The sequence below is a fragment of the Kocuria sp. CPCC 205261 genome, from assembly GCF_040981025.1.
In the GTDB taxonomy this organism is placed as follows: domain Bacteria; phylum Actinomycetota; class Actinomycetes; order Actinomycetales; family Micrococcaceae; genus Kocuria; species Kocuria marina.
On the sequence record NZ_JAVKPU010000010.1, the window covers coordinates 13563 to 29964 of the forward strand.

A 16402-nucleotide genomic window follows, 5' to 3' on the forward strand; every position below is an offset into this window, starting at 1 on the left:
GATCGGTCAGTATTTGGCCCAGGATAACCTAGGTCACACAAGGGCACCATGGTCACCACGCTCCGCCGTCGGCGTTCGACGCCGCTCTGCGCCCCACTCAGCGCGGCCCACCGGCGCGGCGTGGGGCCTGATCACCGAGGAGTCAGCATGCACGAGGATCCCACCCGCGCGGACGTCCGCGCCGAGAACGCACGAGTCGCGTCCCCCGCCGAGGAGTTCGGTGAGGCGTACGAGCCATGGACCATCGAGTTGGGTGAACTGGACGAGAAGATGGGCGTGGTGGTGGAGGAGCAGTCCGCCGAGCGCGTGGTGGCGACCATGCCCGTGGAGGGCAACCGGCAGTCCCTGGGGCTGCTGCACGGCGGCGCGTCCGTGGCGCTCGGGGAGATGCTGGGCTCGTGGGCCGCGGTGATCCACGGCTCCACCATGGGCAAGGTGGCCGTGGGCGTGGACATCAACGCGACCCACCACGCCTCCGCTACAAGCGGCCGGGTGCGCGGCGTGGCCACGGCGATCCACCTGGGGCGCAGCGTCACGAACCACGAGGTGGTCATCACCCACATCGACACCGGCAAGCGCCTGTGCACCGTGCGGATCACCAATTACCTCAAGCCCGCGAAGCGCTCCTGAGCATTCGTCCGACGATGCCGCGGTGCCCGTCCCTCGGGAAGGGCACCGCGGCGTCGTCGTCCGCGGAGCCGCTCCGACACCGCGGAGGGCGCGCGGAACCGCCCCGGCACCGCAGGGGAACACACGGAACCGCCCCGGCACCGCGTGGGAACGGTGTCGGGGCGGTTCGTGGTCCGCGGGAGGGCTGAGGAGTCCCCTCTCATGCCGCGCGGACAGGGTGGACGCGGAGACCGGATGCCCGGAGTTCTTTGGCCTCAGTGACCGTGCTCCGGTCTCCGCGGGTCTTCAGGGCGCCGGGTTCAGAACTGGGCGCTCTCGGTGGAGCCCGTGAGGGCGATCGTGGAGGAGTTGGGGTTGACCACCTGGGAGACCAGGTCGAAGTACCCGGTACCCACCTCGCGCTGGTGCTTGGTGGCGGTGTAACCGCGCTCCTCGGCGGCGAACTCGCGCTCCTGCAGTTCCACGTACGAGGTCATCTGGTTGCGGGCGTAGCCGTGGGCCAGATCGAACATCGAGTAGTTCAGCGCGTGGAAACCGGCCAGGGTGATGAACTGGAAGCGGTAGCCCATGGCGGAGAGTTCGCGCTGGAACTTGGCGATGGTCTCGTCGTCCAGGTGCTTCTTCCAGTTGAAGGACGGCGAGCAGTTGTACGCGAGCATCTGGTCCGGGAAGTCCTCATGCACGGCATCCGCGAACTGGCGGGCCAGCTTGAGATCCGGCGTGCCGGTCTCCATCCAGATCAGGTCCGAGTAGGGGGCGTACGCCTTGGCGCGGGCGATGCAGGGCTCCACACCGTTGCGGACCTTGTAGAAGCCCTCCGGGGTGCGCTCGCCGGTGATGAACTCGGCGTCCTGCTCGTCGATGTCCGAGGTGATCAGGGTGGCCGCCTCGGCATCCGTGCGGGCGATGATGATGCTGGGGACGTCCTCCACGTCCGCCGCGAGGCGGGCCGCGTTGAGGGTGCGGATGTGCTGCTGGGTGGGGATCAGCACCTTGCCGCCCAGGTGACCGCACTTCTTCTCGGAGGCCAACTGGTCCTCCCAGTGCACACCGGCCGCACCGGCGTCGATCATGGACTTCATGAGCTCGAAGGCGTTGAGCGGTCCGCCGAAGCCGGCCTCCGCGTCCGCGACGATCGGCGCCATCCAGTTCTCCACGGTGTGGACGTCCTCGGCGTGCTCGATCTGGTCCGCACGCTTGAGCGCGTTGTTGATCCGGCGCACCACCTGGGGAACCGAGTTCGCCGGGTAGAGGGACTGGTCCGGGTAGGTCTGGCCCGCGAGGTTCGCGTCACCGGCGACCTGCCAACCGGAGAGGTAGATCGCCTTGAGCCCGGCCTTGACCTGCTGGACGGCCTGGTTACCGGTCAGAGCGCCCAGAGCATTGATGTAATCCTCCGAGTTGAGCAGGTACCAGAGCCGTTCCGCACCGCGGCGGGCGTTGGTGTGTTCTTCTCGAAAGGAACCCTGCAGACGCAGGACCTCCTCGGGGGCGTAGTCACGGGTCACGCCGGCCCAGCGGGGGTTCTCCTCCCAGTCCCGGGCGAGTTCCTCGGCGCTGCGGAGGTTGCTGTTCTCGTTGCTCATCTCGTTCTCCTTTGATCGTTCGAGCCGGCGGCCTCGGTGGGAGCCCCGCACGGGTAACTTGATGTGTTCCACTTTTGCCGCGATCTGCACTCCCGCATAGAGGCTTTTAGGATGAAGAATTGGTTTTCTTCACGTTTGAGAAAAGTCTGCCTAAACTCGGACTATGACCCCGGACACAGGACCCCGCAGGCGCCGTCGCACCGGCGACGGCGCTCCCCCTCGCCCCGCCGCACCGCGGAGCGCTCATGGCTCGGAACCCGCGCGCGCTGCGCGGTTGCGGGACACGGAGCCCGCCCGGACGACGACGCCGCGGCGGACGGACCCCGCGTCCGGCACGCGGGTCCCCGCGCGCCCGTCGTCCGACGTGCCACCCGAGGAGTCCGGGGACCCGACCGATCCGATCGTGCTGGGGCGGCGGATCCGCTACCGCCGCAAGCGACTGCGGATCACGCTCGAGGATCTCGCGCGCACCGTGGGCATGGCGGCGTCGGCGCTGTCGCTGATCGAGAACGGCAAGCGCGAACCCAAGCTCAGCGCGCTGTCCGCCATCGCTGCCGCGCTGGACATGAGCGTGGAGCAACTGCTGGGGACCAAGGCGCCGTCGCGCCGCATGGAACTGGAGATCCAGGTGGAGCGCGTGCAGCGCGGACCCATGTACGCGTCCCTCGGGTTGCCCACGGTGCGGGTGGGGCCGGGCACGAGTACCGAGACCCTCGAGGCGCTCGCGGCACTGCAGCGGCAACTCGCCCAGCGGCTCGAGGAACAAGCGGCCACGCCCGAGGAGGCCCGGCGCGCCAACACGCAATTGCGAGCACGCATGCGGGGGATCGACAACTACTTCGAACGCATCGAGACCATGGCCGCGGACCTGCTCGCCGCGATCCGCCACACGGGCGGACCGCTGTCCGAGCACCACATCTCGCGGCTCGTGGAGCACGTGGGATTCGAGATCCACCAGGTCCCGGACCTGCCGCACTCCACGCGCTCGGTCACGGACCTGCGCAACCGCCGGTTCTACCTGCCGGCCACCGCCGGGGCGGGCTCGCCGTGGTCGGTGTTGTTGCAGGCCGTGGGGCATCACTTGCTTGAACACCACCGCCCGGCGGACTACGGCGAGTTCCTGGAACAGCGCGTGGAGACGAATTACTTCGCGGCGGCCCTGATGATCCCGGAGGCCTCCGCGGTGGACCTGCTGGGCCGCGCCAAGTCCCAGCGGGAGTTGTCCGTGGACGACCTACGGGACGCGTTCGCGGTGTCCCACGAGACCGCGGCACACCGGATGACCAACCTGATGACCCACCACTTCGGCATCCCCACCCACTTCGAGAAGGTGCACTCCTCCGGGATCATCCACAAGGCCTGGCAGAACGACGGGTTGCAGTTGCCCACCGACCACAGCGGCGCGGTGGAGGGGCAGAGGGCCTGCCGGTTCTTCTCCGCGCGGCAGGCGTTCTCGGGGACCAACCGGTTGCTGTCCCACTTCCAGTACACCGACACCCCGCACGGCACGTTCTGGTGCTCGGCCCGCGTGGAGGGATCCGAGAACGGGGAATTCTCCATCTCTTTCGGTGTGCCGTACGAGCACGTCAAGTGGTTCCGGGGCCGCGCCACCACGGTGCGCCACACCTCCACCTGCCCCGACCCCGCGTGCTGCCAACAGCCCGCCCCGGCGCTCGCCGAGCAGTGGGACGGCCAGTCCTGGCCCTCCGCCCGCCCCGCGTCCCACATGCTCGCCGCCATGCCCGCCGGCGCGTTCCCCGGGGTGGACGAGACCGAGGTCTACCGCTTCCTGCAGCGACACGCCCCCGTTGCCTCATCCGGCGACCTCACGTAACCTCCATCACGTTCCCGCCGATGACGCCGCGCCACCCCTACGCGCCCGGACCGTCCGTGTCCGGACGCCGCGTGCCCGGGCCCCGAGCGTCGTCGGCGATCCGTAGGCATGAAAGGTGACCCATGAGCTTCGCGACCGCCGACCTGTACGACGAACACGGCGAGGACCTGCAGTCCGTGACCACCCAGTTCATCTCGGTGGGTGGTGTCCACCGGTTCACCGGACCCATCCGCACGGTGCGCTGCTTCGAGTCCAACGTGGACGTCAAGAAGCTCGTGGCCACCCCCGGTGAGGGCGCGGTGCTCGTGGTGGACGGGCAGGGATCCATGAACCGCGCGCTGCTCGGGGACAACGTGGCCCGCACCGCCATGGAGAACGGGTGGGCCGGGCTGATCATCAACGCCCCCGTGCGGGACCGCGTGGAACTGGGCACCCTGGACATCGGCATCAAGGCGCTGGGCACGAATCCCCGCAAGTCCGAACCCAACGACTCCGGGGAAGTGGACGTGATCGTCACCTTCGGCGGCGTGACCTTCCGCCCGGGCAGGACCCTGTGGGCGGACGAGGACGGGGTCCTGGTGGAGCGCTGAACCCGCCACCTCCGCTGGACGGATATACGACGGCGACTTCCGCACCCGCGGGGGTCGCCGTCGTCGTTCCGGTGGGGGCCGGGTGTTGTGATTACTTCTGGGCCACGAACTCCTGGCCATCCGTCAGGTACACGTTGCCGTACTTGTCCACGGTGGAGTTGGTGCGCAGATCCCACTCCTGAACTCCCAGCACGGGAGCGGGGCCGGAGGAGACCACCGTGGTGCCCTCCCTGGGCGGTACGTACCCCACGGCCTGACCGTTCTGGTACACGGCGTAGCTGGCCTGCTTGTCCGCGGGGACACTGCCGGGTTCCACGACACGTTCGTAGCTCACGATCTCCATGGCGCCGAAGACGGGGTGGTGCACCGGGATCGCTGCGGTCTTGTCGCACGGCCCCGCGCAGGGGTCCGCGACGGCCGGCAGGGACGGCGCCGTAGCGGTGGCTGACGCGGCCGGGGTGCTGCCCGCACCCGCGGTGTTCGCAGCGGTGACCGGGCCGGGGGTGGGGAACAACCCCGCGGCGTCGTGGAACCCCAAGTCAGAAGGGGTTCGACGCGCGGAACAGCCGATGCGCACCCGACCCGCCACGAGTACGGCCGTGCACGCGCTCAGGAGTAGTCGTAGAACCCCTTGCCGGATTTACGGCCCAGTTCGCCGCGCTCGACCATGTCCCGCATGAGCTGGGGCGGGGCGAAGCGGGGGCCGAGCGTGGATTCGAGGTACTCCGCGATCCCCAGGCGCACGTCCAGACCCACGATGTCGGTGAGGGCGAGCGGGCCCACGGGGTGCTTGTAGCCCAGGACCATGGCGTTGTCGATGTCCTCCGCGGACGCCACACCCTCCTCGACCATGCGAATGGCCTCGAGGCCCAGGGCCAGCCCGAGCCGGGAGGATGCGAAGCCGGGAGCGTCGTTCACGGTGGCCGGCGTCTTGCCGATGCCCGCGACCCACTGCAGGGTCAGCTCTTTCAGCTCCTGACGGGTCTTGCGCCCGATCACGATCTCCACGAGCGTGGAGGCCGGGACGGGGTTGAAGAAGTGCATGCCGCAGAACCGCTCGGGGCGCTGGAGCTCATCGGCGAGCCCGTCCACGGAGAGCGAGGACGTGTTGGTGGCCAGCCACGCCGTCTCGGACAGGTTCTTCTCGACCCGCTGGAGGGAGGAGACCTTGAGGTCCCAGGTCTCGGGAACGGCCTCGATCACGAGCTCGCAGTCCGCGAAGTCCGCGTAGTCCACGCTCACGGAGAAGTTCTGGGTCCACGTCTCTAGGTTGCCGTCGATCTTCCCGCGCTCGAGGGACTTGACGAGGTCCGATTCCACCCGCTCCTTGGCGCTCTCCGCGGCCGGCCCGTCCACCTCCACCACGGTCACGCGCGCTCCGGAGATCAGGAACGCGTGGGCGATCCCCGCGCCCATGCGCCCGCCTCCCAGGACTCCCACGCGGGACGGGACGGTTGCGGTGGTGTTCTCGGTCATGTCTTGGGCTCCTTCTTGCGGTCCAGGAACGCTTGCATACGGTCGAATTTGGCCTGCGACTCGAACAGGATGGCCTGCGCGAGCTCGTCCACGTGGGGGTGCGCCTCGCGCGGCATGGCGAACACACGCTTGGACACGCGCACGGCCAGCGGGTCCTGCGCGGCGATGCGATCGGCCAGGGCATCCGCCGCGACCAGCAGCTCGTCTGGTTCGTGGATCTCGGTGATCAGGTGGGCCTCCAGGGCCTCCTGCGCGGAGAGGGTCCGACCGGCCAGCAGGATGTCCTTGGCGAGTGACTCACCGGCCAGTTCCCGCAGTCGCCACAGGGCCCCCGCGGCGGCGATGATGCCCAGGCCGGTCTCGGGTTGGCCCACCTTGACCCGCGGCGTGCCGATCCGGAAGTCCGCGGCCCACGCGAGTTCCGCGCCCCCGCCCAGCGCGTAGCCGTCTAGGGCCGCGATCACGGGCATGGGTAGCTTGGCGATCCGGTCGAACAGCTGCGAGTTCACGCCGCGCAGGGCGTCCTCACGACGCCGCTCGCGCAGTTGCGCGATGTCCGCACCGGAGGCGAAGATCCCCTTCCCGTTCACGTGCGTGCCGCTCAGGATCATGATCCGGGGATCGCGTTCCAGACGGGCGCACACAGCGTGCAACTCGTCCACCATGACCTCGTCGATGGCGTTGCGCACCGCGGGGTGGTCCAGCGCCACGTGCAGGCGGTCCGGGGTCTCGGTGATGCGCAGGGCCGTGAACTGCGCAGCCCACTCGGGGGTGTCGTGCTGCGTCATGGCCGGATCACACCCGCTCCACGAGCAGTGCTGCACCCTGGCCCACGCCGATGCACATGGTGGCCAGGCCCTTGGCGGTCTGCTCCCGTTCCATCCGGCCCAGCAGGGTGATGACGATGCGCGAGCCCGAGGAACCCAGGGGGTGGCCCAGGGCGATCGCCCCGCCGTCCCGGTTCACGATCTCCGGGTCCAGGCCGAGCCGGCGGATCGATGCGAGCGACTGGGTCGCGAACGCTTCGTTGATCTCCACGGAGCCCAGATCGCCCGCGTTCCAACCGGCGCGCTCCAGGACCTTCTCGGATGCGGGCACCGGGCCCAGGCCCATGATCTCGGGGGCGAGACCGGCGGAAGCGCCGTCCACGACGCGGCCTCGGGCGTTGAGCCCGTACTTGGTCACGGCCCGTTCGCTGGCCACGATCACGGCGGACGCGCCGTCGTTGAGCGAGGACGAGTTACCGGCCGTGACCACGGACCCGCCCTTGACCACGGGGCGCAGCTTGGCGAGCACCTCCGGGGTGGAGCCCTCGCGGGGGCCCTCGTCCGTGTCCACGACCGTGACCGCACCCTTGCGGCCGTGGACCTCCACGGGCACGATCTCGGCGTCGAAATGACCGGCGCGGATCGCGGCCAGGGCCTTCTCGTGCGACTGCGCGGCGAAGGCGTCCGCGTCCTCGCGGGAGATTCCGTCCACCCGGGCGACCTCCTCGGCCGTCTCGGGCATCGAGTAGGTGGCCTTGCCGTCCCGCGAGAGTGGGCCCTCCACGAACGCGGGGTTCACGAACCGCCACCCGATCGAGGTGTCGAAGACCTCCCCGGGCTTGGCGAACGCCGTACGGGGCTTCTCCATGACCCACGGCGCGCGGGACATGGATTCCACGCCACCGGCCACCACGATGTCTGCGGCCCCGGACTTGATCATCTGGGACGCGATCGTGATCGCGGACATCCCCGACGCGCACAGCCGGTTGACCGTAATCCCGGGGACCGTGTCCGGGTACCCGTTGAGCAGCCACGCCATCCGGGCCACGTTGCGGTTCTCCTCACCGGCGCCGTTGGCGTTGCCCAGGATCACCTCGTCCACGAGCGCGGGATCGATGCCGGCGTCCTCCACGACGGAACGGATGCACAGTGCGGCTATGTCGTCCGGGCGCACCGAGGACAGGGCACCGCCGTAACGACCCACGGGGGTTCGCGCCCCTCCGACGAGGAAGGCTTGGGGCATCGAGGACATGGCAACTCCTAAGTGGGGCAATAACTGACCGAGCGTTCACTGCAAAGGTTCCCCGATCATGTGAGCCACGTCAATCGATGACGGTCACGCGGGTAAGAGCGCGACGGGCCCGGCAACCGTATGGCTGCCGGGCCCGCCGTGCGCCGTCGTGACCTCCGATGAATCAGAGGCCGGGACGGTTGGTTCGTGTGTCGGGGATCAGTGGCGGCGGATGCGCGCCGGAGCGGTGGTCTCGGGCTCGCCGGCCACCGGGGGAACGATCTCGTCCGGGTGCGCCCGGACGTACTCCTGGTGCACCTCCGCGACGTGCAGGTCCTTGCCCTGGTCCGACTTCTTGACGAAGGAGACCGCGATGAAGGACACGAGCGAGATCAGGGAGATGTACAGGCCGATGGTCCACGCGGCGCCGGTGCGGTTGAGCAGCAGCTGGGCGATCATGGGGGCGAACGCGCCACCGATGATCGACCCCAGGGCGTAACCGATCGAGACACCGGAGTAGCGGACGCGGGCCGGGAACATCTCGGCGTACATGGCGGACTGCGGACCGTAGGACGGACCCAGACCGATCGTCAGGATGAAGATCGCGGCCGCGAACAGGGGCAGGGACGCCGTGTTGAGCATCCACCACATGGGGATGGCCCACAGGATGATGATGCCGTAGCCGATCTGGAACGTGAGCTTGCGCCCGATCTTGTCCGAGATCCACCCGCCGAACATCGTGAAGATGAGCCACCCGACGCCGCCCACGAGCGTGGCGATCAGCGTCTCGGGGCGGGACATCCCCAGGGCCTTGGTGCCGTAGGACGCGAAGAACGCGATGACCAGGTAGCCTGCGGCGTTGTTCGCGGCGAAGATCAGCGCGGCCAGGATGACCTGCGGGGAGTTGGTCCGGAACAGCTGGCCCAGGGGAGCGGAGGACTCCTTGGCGCGCTGGCGCATCTCCAGGAACACGGGGGACTCGTCCACGGAGCGGCGGATCAGCCAGCCCACGAAGATCAGCACGATGGAGAACAGGAACGGAACGCGCCAGCCCCAGGCCTCGAACTGCTCGGGGGTCAGGATGGTGCTCAGACCGAACATGAACAGGGTGGCCATCAGTACGCCCAGGGGCACACCGATCTGGGGGTAGGCGCCGAAGAAGCCGCGCTTGTTCGCGGGCGCGTGCTCCACGGACATCAGGGCCGCACCACCCCACTCACCACCGGCGGAGAAGCCCTGCAGGATACGCAGGACCAGCAGGATGATGGGGGCCGCGATACCGATCTGCTCGTACGTGGGCAGCAGGCCGATCAGCGTGGTGGCCGCGCCCATCCCGAAGAGGGTCATGACCAGGGTGATCTTGCGCCCGTACTTGTCACCGATGTGACCGGCCACGATCGCACCCAGGGGACGGAAGAGGAAGCTGATGCCCAGGGACGCCCAGGCGACGATCTGTCCCAGCGTGGCGTTCTGCTCGCCCGCCGGGTTGAAGAAGTGGGTGGCCAGGATGAAGGCGGCCGCCTGCGCATAGATGAAGAAGTCGTACCACTCGATGGTGGTGCCCACGAGGGTGCCCGCAAGGACCTTGCGTTCTTCTCGGGTCATGGTGTGCGCCGGCTGAGCGGGCGCTGAGGTGGTGGATGCCATGTGGGTCTCCAGGATCGGCGGACGCGGGGTCCGTGGGGTGCCAGTGGCGGAGTGGATCAGGGGAATAACCGACCGATTGGTCTCGAAATAAGTGTACGAAATAATGTGAAGTGCGCCACACGTTTCGTGTATTAAATCGTATATTTTTCCCGGGCCGTTCACCCGGGCGGGCAGCATGTCGGCCGTTGTGACGCGTTCATGACACGGCAACGCCCCCTCCCGCCGTGCCGCACCGTGGAAGGTGCGGGCGCAGCGGAAGGGGGCGGGCGGCGTCGTCGTCCGGGAAGATCGGGGAACCGGAACGGTCAGCGACGCGGTGAGACTAAAAGCTGCAGGACCAGCCGCGCGGCCTGATTAGAACAGGCGCTCGGACGCGATCCGCGCACCCTCCACGAGGGACTCGAGCTTGGCCAGCGCGATCTGCGGGTGCAACCGCCCGCCCAGACCGCAGTCCGTGGAGGCGATCACGTTCTCCTTGCCCACCACGGACGCGTACTGCTCGATCCGGTCCGCCACGAGCTCGGGGTGCTCCACCACGTTGGTCGAGTGAGAGACGAAACCGGGGTAGACCACCTTGCCCTCGGGCAGCTGGTGGTCCTTCCAGACCTTCCACTCGTGGCCGTGGCGCGGGCTGGACGCCTCGAAGCTGTAGCCCTGCGCGCGGATGGTGAGCATGAGGTCCACGAGGTACTTGAACTCGAGGTCCGTGGTGTGCGGGCCGTGCCACGAACCCCAGCACAGGTGGAAGCGGATCTGCTCCTCGGGGAGGTCGCGCAGTGCGTAGTTCAGCGCGTCCACGCGGAGCTGGGTGAAGGCCAGGTAGTCCTCCACGGTGGGCTCGGGGTTGATCTGGTCCCAGGACTCGGCGATCGAGGGGTCGTCGATCTGCACGGTCAACCCGGCGTCCGTGATGGCCTTGTACTCCTCGCGCATCGCGTCCGCGCACGCGTAGACCAGTTCCTCGTCGCTCGCGTAGTACTCGTTCTTCACGCGCGCGCACGAGCCGGGGGACAGCGCTGCCACGAACCCCTGCGTGGCCCCGGTCTCGGCCATGGCCTCCTTAATCCGGCGGATGTCACCGGCCACGGCTTCCTGACCCGTGTAGGTCAGCGGGCCCGTGATCTTCGGCTGGGACACGCTTGCGCGGTGGGCCAGGACCCCGGCCGTGGGATCCTCGTAGGCCTCCCGGAACTTGGAGCGGTCGCGGCGGTCCGGGAAGCTCGTGAGCACGATGTTGCCTGGCGACGAGCGCAGCGTCTCCGCCGTCTGCCAGCGGTCCTCGTCCGTGGGGGTCAGCCCGCCCAGGCGGTGGAACGAGTAGTTCCACCAGGCCCCGTAATCCACGGCGCCGGACGTGGTGTGGCCGTACTCGCCGTCATTGACGATGTCCAGGCCGATCTCCCGCTGCTTGCGCACGACGTCGATCACCCCGGCGTCCAGCGCCTCACCCAACTGCGCCAGGTCGATCTCCCCGGCCTGGAAGCGGTTGTTGGCCTCGAGCAACTGCGGCGTGCGGGGGAGGGACCCCACGTGGGTGGTCTGGATGCGATCGGTGTTCAAGGGCATGGCTGTGCTGATCCTTTCCATCGGTTCTGGCGTTAGCACCGGTGTCACCCCGGTTGCTGCGGCTTCCACGAGCCAGATCTCTCGGCCGCTCTGGATGGGTACTGCTCCATCCAACAGCATCGCGAGGCGCGGAGGCCATTCGTGGCGCGCGGGGTCGTGGCGTGTCGGACGACGACGCCGCTCCCCGGGTTCCTCCTGCCCGGCCCCTCGGGCTCGGGTCACCGGGGCTTCCGTGACCGGGCGGCCCCCGGTGCGGGCCGTGACTCGTAGCTGGTCCGGGGTGGTCCGTTCCGGATCGTGACCCGGCGGCCCCCCGGGGGCGTAGCGTGACGCGGTAGGAGAACCGTCCACGCGCAAAGAGGCTGTCATGGAGCAATCGCTCGAGGGGAAGAAGGCCCTGGTCACCGGTGGGGCCAGCGGGATCGGCCGCGCCGCCGTGCAGGCGTTCGCGGACCGCGGCGCCCACGTGGTCGTCGCGGATATCAATGAAGAAGCCGCTCAGACGACGGCCTCCGAGGTGGGCGGGGAAGCCTGGGTCGTGGACCTCTCGGACACCGCCGCGCTCGCCGAACTGGGCCTGGACGTGGACATCCTGGTCAACAACGCGGGGATCCAAAAGGTGGCCCCCGTGCAGGACTTCGACCCCGCGGACTTCCACCGCATCCTCACGCTCATGCTCGAGGCTCCGTTCCTGCTGATCCGTGCCGCACTGCCGCACATGTACGAGCGCGGATGGGGCCGAATCATCAACGTCTCCTCCATCCACGGTCTGCGCGCGTCCGCGTACAAATCCGCGTACGTCACGGCCAAGCACGGGCTCGAAGGGCTGTCCAAGACCGTGGCCCTGGAGGGCGCTGAGCACGGTGTGACCAGCAACTGCGTCAACCCCAGCTACGTGCACACCCCGCTCGTGGACAAGCAGATCAAGGACCAGGCCGCGACCCACAGGATCCCCGAGGACCAGGTGATCGAGAAGATCATGCTCACCGAGTCCGCGATCAAGCGCCTCGTGGAACCCGAGGAGGTTGGCGAGCTCATCGCGTTCCTGGCCGGCCCGTCCGCGGGCATGGTCACGGGTGCGTCCTACACGATGGACGGTGGCTGGACGGCGTCCTGAGCGCGGGGCGACGTCGCCGCGTCCACCCTCGCTGCCGTTCGGTGTCGAGGCAATGGCCCGCGTTCCACGGCCCCTCTCCGGCCAAGGGCCCGAACATCTGCGTCCCGGAAAAACACCCGCAGTCGCACAACGCGTGCGGTATCGGGGCACAGATGTTCCGGGGTGCGAGGACGCGGGGTCTGACGGTACGGGACGACGCCGCTGCGTCCGGTTCACACGGTCGTGGCCCCCGCGCGCAGCGCCGTGGAGAGCCTGTGGGCCTGGTCCAGCAAAGCCGCCCCGAGGCGGGGTCTGCGTTCCGCGGTGAACCGGGGTTCGATCCCCGTCAGGGAGAGCGCGTAGCGGGGTTGGCCGGTCGCGTCGAACACCGCGGCCGCCATGCCCCACGAGCCCTCCACAATACGTCCGGGGTTCAGGGACCAGCCGTCCTCCCTGACCTGGGCGACGAGGCGGCGGACGTGAGCGTCGTCGTGCTGTGGACCGAGGCGCGTCCGCTCCTCCCGGGTGTCCGCGAGGGCGGTCTCCAATTGGTCCGGGGGTAGGTGACCGAGGATCGCGAGTCCCGCGGAGGCCACGCCCAGGGGCAACCGCAGGCCCTCGTAGAGCACGTGTGAGCGCACCGGGAACGCCCCCTCCACCCGGGCCAGGCAGATGACCTCGTTGCCGCGGCGAGCGGAGAAGAACGCGGACTCGCCCGTGGCCTCGGCGAGCCGCTGCAGACACGGGGTCGCGAGGTCCTGGGCGGGATAACGTTGGGCGGCCACCGTGCCCAGGATGTGCAGTTCGGGACCCAGGGCCCAGTTGCCGTCCTCCGTGCGGTCCACGAGCCCCTCGGCGGCGAGCGCTGCGAGCAATCGGTGCGCGGTGGGCCGGGTCAGCCCCGTGCGGTGGGCGATGGCCGCGGTGGATCCGGCTGACTCCCCGGATGCCACGGCCTGCAGGATCGCGGCGATCCGGGAGACCACCTGCGTGCCCTGGGGGGAGGGCTGCGAGTTCCGGGATTTCTGCGGGGTCATACACGCTCCTGCGTCGGGACGTTCACAATATGGACAGACTAGCGACAGTTTTTCAGATTGTGATCCCTTCATCGACGATTACGGGTGAAGCATTGACCAAGATGTGGTCACTTTCTAGCCTGAGAGGCAGATCACGCACTGGAGGGGTGACCATGTCCAAACTCAGGGACAACGTGGCCGAGTTGCTCGCCGAGACGCTGCGGGACGGGATGACCGTGGCGGTGGGCGGTTTCGGACTGTCCGGGATCCCGCGGGACCTCATCGAAGCGGTCCGGGACAACGGAGCCAAGGACCTGACCGTGGTGTCCAACAACATGGGCGTGGACGGCAAGGGGCTCGGTCTGCTGCTGGAGAACAAGCAGGTGAGTAAGGTGCTGTCCTCGTACGTGGGGGAGAACAAGGAGTTCGCCCGCCAGTACCTGGAGGGTGAGCTCGAGGTCGAGTTCAACCCGCAGGGCACGCTCGCCGAACGGCTGCGCGCGGGCGGTGCGGGGATCCCCGCGTTCTACACCGCCACCGGTGTGGGCACGCGCGTGGCGGAGGGGAAGCCCACCGCGGAGTTCGACGGGCGCACCTACATCCTGGAACGCGGGATCGTCGCGGACATCGCCCTGGTGCACGCGTGGCGAGGGGACACGGACGGCAACCTGATCTACCGGAGGACCTCGCGCAACTTCAACCCGGTGTGCGCCACGGCCGCACGGATCACGTTTGCGGAGGCCGAGGAGGTCGTGGCCCCGGGCGAGTTGGACCCGGACCACATCGTGACCCCCGGGGTCTTCGTGCAGTACGTGGTGCAGTACTCGGGGGCGCCCAAGGAGATCGAGCAGCGCACCACGCGACCGAGGCCCGCGGCGTCGTCGTCGGAGGGCGGAACGGACGTGCGGACCGGCGGTGGTGCCGCCCGGGGCGCAGGCAACGGCAGAGCGGAAGGAGCGGTGGCATGAGTTGGACGCGTGATGAGATGGCGGCCATCGCGGCGTCGGAACTGACCGACGGCGACTACGTGAACCTGGGCATCGGGATCCCGACACTCGTGGCGAACAACCTGCCCGAGGGCGTGAGCGTGGTGCTGCAGACCGAGAACGGGGCGCTGGGCATGGGCCCGTTCCCGTACGAGGGGGACGAGGACCCGGACCTGATCAACGCCGGGAAGCAGACGATCACCCTGCAGCCGGGGGCCGCGATCTTCGACTCCGCGATGTCCTTCGCGATGATCCGCGGTGGACACGTGAAGATGGCGATCCTGGGGGCCATGCAGGTCTCGCAGCGCGGCGACCTGGCCAACTGGATGATTCCCGGCAAGATGGTCAAGGGAATGGGCGGGGCCATGGACCTTGTGACCGGAGCACCTCGTGTGCTGGTCTTGACGGAACACGTCGCCAAGGACGGCTCCGCCAAGCTCAAGCGGAAGTGCGATCTGCCCCTGACCGGTGTCGGGGTCGTGGACCGCATCATCACCGACCTGTGCGTCTTCGACGTGGAGGAACACGGGCTGGTGTTGCGGACCCTCGCCCCGGGTGTGACCGAAGAAGAAGTAGCAGCCAAGACCGAGGCCGAATACCGGGTTGAGCTCATGGACGTCACCCCGGACTCCGTGCCCGTACAGGAGGAGAAATGACAGAGAACGCCAATGACGTGGTGATCGTCAACGGAGCACGCACACCCCAGGGCAAACTGCTGGGCGCGCTCGCGGACCTGAGCGCCGTGGACCTGGGCGCGCACGCGATCAAGCACGCCGTGCAGCGCGCGGGGGTCTCCCCCGAGGACGTGGATTACGTCTACATGGGCAACGTGGTGCAGGCGGGCACCGGGCAGAACCCGGCCAAACAGGCCGCGGTGAAGGCCGGACTGCCTAAGACCGTCCCGGCGGCGGCCCTGAACAAGGTGTGCCTGTCCGGTCTGGTGGCCGTCACGGAAGCGGCGCGAATGCTGCGCCTGGGTGAGGCGGACGTCGTCGTGGCCGGCGGGATGGAATCCATGACCAACGCGCCACACCTGGCCCTGGGCGCCCGCAAGGGCAAGTCCTACGGGGACATGCGGCTCGCGGACTCGCTCGCCCACGACGGGCTCGTGGACGTCGAGAAGGGCGTGCCCATGGGTGAGCTCACCGAGTCCGGCAACGGCGAGCGTCAGATCGACCGCGCCGAGCAGGACGCGGTGGCCGCGCGCAGCCACCAACTCGCGGGCAAGGCCCAGCAGGACGGGATCTTCGCGGACGAGATCGCGCCCATCGAGGTGCCCCAGCGCAAGGGCGATCCGATCACGGTGTCCGAGGACCAGGGCGTGCGCCCGGATTCCACCGCGGAGGGCCTCGGCAAGCTGCGCCCCGCCTTCACGAAGGACGGCGCCATCACCGCGGGCAACTCGTCCCCCATTTCCGACGGCGCTGCGGCCCTCGTGCTGACCACGCGCGGTTACGCGGAGGAGCACGGACTCGAGTGGCTCGCCGTGGTGGGCAAGCCCGGTCAGGTGGCCGGCCCGGATACCTCCCTGCACTCCCAGCCCTCCCGGGCCATCGAGCACGCGCTCTCGCGGTCCGACTGGACCCTGGAGGATCTGGACTTCATCGAGATCAACGAGGCGTTCGCGGCCGTGGCCGTGCAGTCGGTGCGCGACCTGGGTGTGGACCCCGAGAAGGTCAACATCCACGGTGGTGCGATCGCCCTGGGCCACCCCGTGGGGGCCTCGGGCGCGCGGATCGCGCTGCATGCCGCTTTGGAACTGGCGCGGCGCGGCTCCGGCAAGGCCGCCGTGTCCCTGTGCGGTGGCGGCGGTCAGGGTGAGGCGTTGTTGTTGAGCCTTTGAGCCTTTGAGCCTTGCAGGTGGGTCACGCCCGTCCCGGACCCGGGGTGGGCGTGACCCACACCAGGGGCGGCCCGGCTCGAGCCGGCTGACCGGCCCGGGTGCTAGCCGGGGGCGGGCGGCCGGGTTGATCGAAT

General features: G+C 68.7%; 15 protein-coding genes and 1 riboswitch. Of the genes, 7 read left to right on the forward strand and 8 right to left on the reverse strand.

Annotated elements, in window-relative coordinates; genetic code table 11:
• Positions 1-147: 147 nt before the first annotated feature.
• Positions 148-630, forward strand: a complete 483-nt coding sequence (locus tag RF646_RS10430) for a hotdog fold thioesterase (RefSeq protein WP_144997051.1) — start codon at positions 148-150, stop codon at positions 628-630.
• A gap of 299 nt (positions 631-929) precedes the next feature.
• Here RF646_RS10430 and aceA read toward each other — a convergent pair whose 3' ends face one another.
• Positions 930-2216, reverse strand: coding sequence for an isocitrate lyase (gene aceA, locus RF646_RS10435; RefSeq protein ID WP_064846502.1), 1287 nt, complete (start codon positions 2214-2216; stop codon positions 930-932).
• Between the two features lie 163 nt (positions 2217-2379).
• On the opposite strand from aceA, the gene RF646_RS10440 reads away from it, so the two are divergent.
• Both RF646_RS10440 and rraA read left to right on the forward strand, forming a co-directional pair.
• Entirely contained in the window at positions 2380-4050 is a 1671-nt protein-coding gene (locus tag RF646_RS10440) for a helix-turn-helix domain-containing protein (protein ID WP_368835925.1), read from the forward strand.
• A 122-nt stretch (positions 4051-4172) separates the two neighbouring features.
• Complete coding sequence (gene rraA / locus RF646_RS10445; protein ID WP_064846504.1) at positions 4173-4640, forward strand: ribonuclease E activity regulator RraA; 468 nt, start codon at positions 4173-4175, stop codon at positions 4638-4640.
• A 91-nt stretch (positions 4641-4731) separates the two neighbouring features.
• Here the strand turns inward: rraA and RF646_RS10450 are convergent, their stop codons facing one another.
• The 6 genes from RF646_RS10450 to RF646_RS10475 all read right to left on the reverse strand — a co-directional run bounded on the left by RF646_RS10450 (position 4732) and on the right by RF646_RS10475 (position 11327).
• Positions 4732-5178 (reverse strand): hypothetical protein, encoded by a 447-nt coding sequence (locus RF646_RS10450; RefSeq protein WP_368835926.1) that lies wholly within the window; start codon positions 5176-5178, stop codon positions 4732-4734.
• A 71-nt stretch (positions 5179-5249) separates the two neighbouring features.
• Positions 5250-6116, reverse strand: a complete 867-nt coding sequence (locus RF646_RS10455; protein ID WP_144997055.1) for a 3-hydroxyacyl-CoA dehydrogenase family protein — start codon at positions 6114-6116, stop codon at positions 5250-5252.
• Positions 6113-6904 (reverse strand): enoyl-CoA hydratase/isomerase family protein, encoded by a 792-nt coding sequence (locus tag RF646_RS10460; protein WP_144997057.1) that lies wholly within the window; start codon positions 6902-6904, stop codon positions 6113-6115. Before RF646_RS10460 ends, RF646_RS10455 begins: the two co-directional genes overlap by 4 nt.
• Positions 6905-6911: 7 nt before the next feature.
• Positions 6912-8135 (reverse strand): thiolase family protein, encoded by a 1224-nt coding sequence (locus RF646_RS10465; protein ID WP_131332200.1) that lies wholly within the window; start codon positions 8133-8135, stop codon positions 6912-6914.
• Between the two features lie 198 nt (positions 8136-8333).
• Positions 8334-9761, reverse strand: coding sequence for an MFS transporter (locus tag RF646_RS10470; RefSeq protein ID WP_368835927.1), 1428 nt, complete (start codon positions 9759-9761; stop codon positions 8334-8336).
• 354 nt (positions 9762-10115) lie between these two features.
• A complete protein-coding gene (locus tag RF646_RS10475; RefSeq protein WP_144997063.1) occupies positions 10116-11327 on the reverse strand; it encodes a cobalamin-independent methionine synthase II family protein in 1212 nt (403 codons plus the stop codon).
• Between the two features lie 14 nt (positions 11328-11341).
• A riboswitch (SAM riboswitch) is annotated at positions 11342-11428 on the reverse strand.
• A 266-nt stretch (positions 11429-11694) separates the two neighbouring features.
• On the opposite strand from RF646_RS10475, the gene RF646_RS10480 reads away from it, so the two are divergent.
• Entirely contained in the window at positions 11695-12444 is a 750-nt protein-coding gene (locus RF646_RS10480) for a 3-hydroxybutyrate dehydrogenase (protein WP_368835928.1), read from the forward strand.
• Between the two features lie 212 nt (positions 12445-12656).
• Here the strand turns inward: RF646_RS10480 and RF646_RS10485 are convergent, their stop codons facing one another.
• The gene (locus RF646_RS10485; RefSeq protein ID WP_144997065.1) at positions 12657-13460 is read right to left on the reverse strand and encodes an IclR family transcriptional regulator; all 804 of its coding nucleotides are present in this window, start codon (positions 13458-13460) and stop codon (positions 12657-12659) included.
• A gap of 152 nt (positions 13461-13612) precedes the next feature.
• On the opposite strand from RF646_RS10485, the gene RF646_RS10490 reads away from it, so the two are divergent.
• Genes RF646_RS10490 through RF646_RS10500 form a run of 3 tightly spaced genes read left to right on the forward strand, consistent with a single transcriptional unit; the run spans position 13613 to position 16268 of the window.
• Complete coding sequence (locus RF646_RS10490; RefSeq protein ID WP_144997067.1) at positions 13613-14407, forward strand: CoA transferase subunit A; 795 nt, start codon at positions 13613-13615, stop codon at positions 14405-14407.
• The gene (locus RF646_RS10495; RefSeq protein ID WP_144997068.1) at positions 14404-15081 is read left to right on the forward strand and encodes a CoA transferase subunit B; all 678 of its coding nucleotides are present in this window, start codon (positions 14404-14406) and stop codon (positions 15079-15081) included. The genes RF646_RS10490 and RF646_RS10495 overlap by 4 nt, the downstream gene beginning before the upstream one ends.
• On the forward strand, positions 15078-16268 hold the full coding sequence (locus RF646_RS10500) for an acetyl-CoA C-acetyltransferase (RefSeq protein ID WP_368835929.1): 1191 nt from the start codon (positions 15078-15080) through the stop codon (positions 16266-16268). The genes RF646_RS10495 and RF646_RS10500 overlap by 4 nt, the downstream gene beginning before the upstream one ends.
• The last annotated feature ends 134 nt before the right edge of the window (positions 16269-16402 follow it).

Coding starts and splice junctions, on each gene's coding strand:
- RF646_RS10430 (WP_144997051.1), top strand. CDS start 148: ATGCACGAGGATCCCACCCGCGCGGACGTCCGCGCCGAGAACGCACGA.
- aceA (WP_064846502.1), bottom strand. CDS start 2,216: ATGAGCAACGAGAACAGCAACCTCCGCAGCGCCGAGGAACTCGCCCGG.
- RF646_RS10440 (WP_368835925.1), top strand. CDS start 2,380: ATGACCCCGGACACAGGACCCCGCAGGCGCCGTCGCACCGGCGACGGC.
- rraA (WP_064846504.1), top strand. CDS start 4,173: ATGAGCTTCGCGACCGCCGACCTGTACGACGAACACGGCGAGGACCTG.
- RF646_RS10455 (WP_144997055.1), bottom strand. CDS start 6,116: ATGACCGAGAACACCACCGCAACCGTCCCGTCCCGCGTGGGAGTCCTG.
- RF646_RS10460 (WP_144997057.1), bottom strand. CDS start 6,904: ATGACGCAGCACGACACCCCCGAGTGGGCTGCGCAGTTCACGGCCCTG.
- RF646_RS10465 (WP_131332200.1), bottom strand. CDS start 8,135: ATGTCCTCGATGCCCCAAGCCTTCCTCGTCGGAGGGGCGCGAACCCCC.
- RF646_RS10470 (WP_368835927.1), bottom strand. CDS start 9,761: ATGGCATCCACCACCTCAGCGCCCGCTCAGCCGGCGCACACCATGACC.
- RF646_RS10475 (WP_144997063.1), bottom strand. CDS start 11,327: ATGCCCTTGAACACCGATCGCATCCAGACCACCCACGTGGGGTCCCTC.
- RF646_RS10480 (WP_368835928.1), top strand. CDS start 11,695: ATGGAGCAATCGCTCGAGGGGAAGAAGGCCCTGGTCACCGGTGGGGCC.
- RF646_RS10485 (WP_144997065.1), bottom strand. CDS start 13,460: ATGACCCCGCAGAAATCCCGGAACTCGCAGCCCTCCCCCCAGGGCACG.
- RF646_RS10490 (WP_144997067.1), top strand. CDS start 13,613: ATGTCCAAACTCAGGGACAACGTGGCCGAGTTGCTCGCCGAGACGCTG.
- RF646_RS10495 (WP_144997068.1), top strand. CDS start 14,404: ATGAGTTGGACGCGTGATGAGATGGCGGCCATCGCGGCGTCGGAACTG.
- RF646_RS10500 (WP_368835929.1), top strand. CDS start 15,078: ATGACAGAGAACGCCAATGACGTGGTGATCGTCAACGGAGCACGCACA.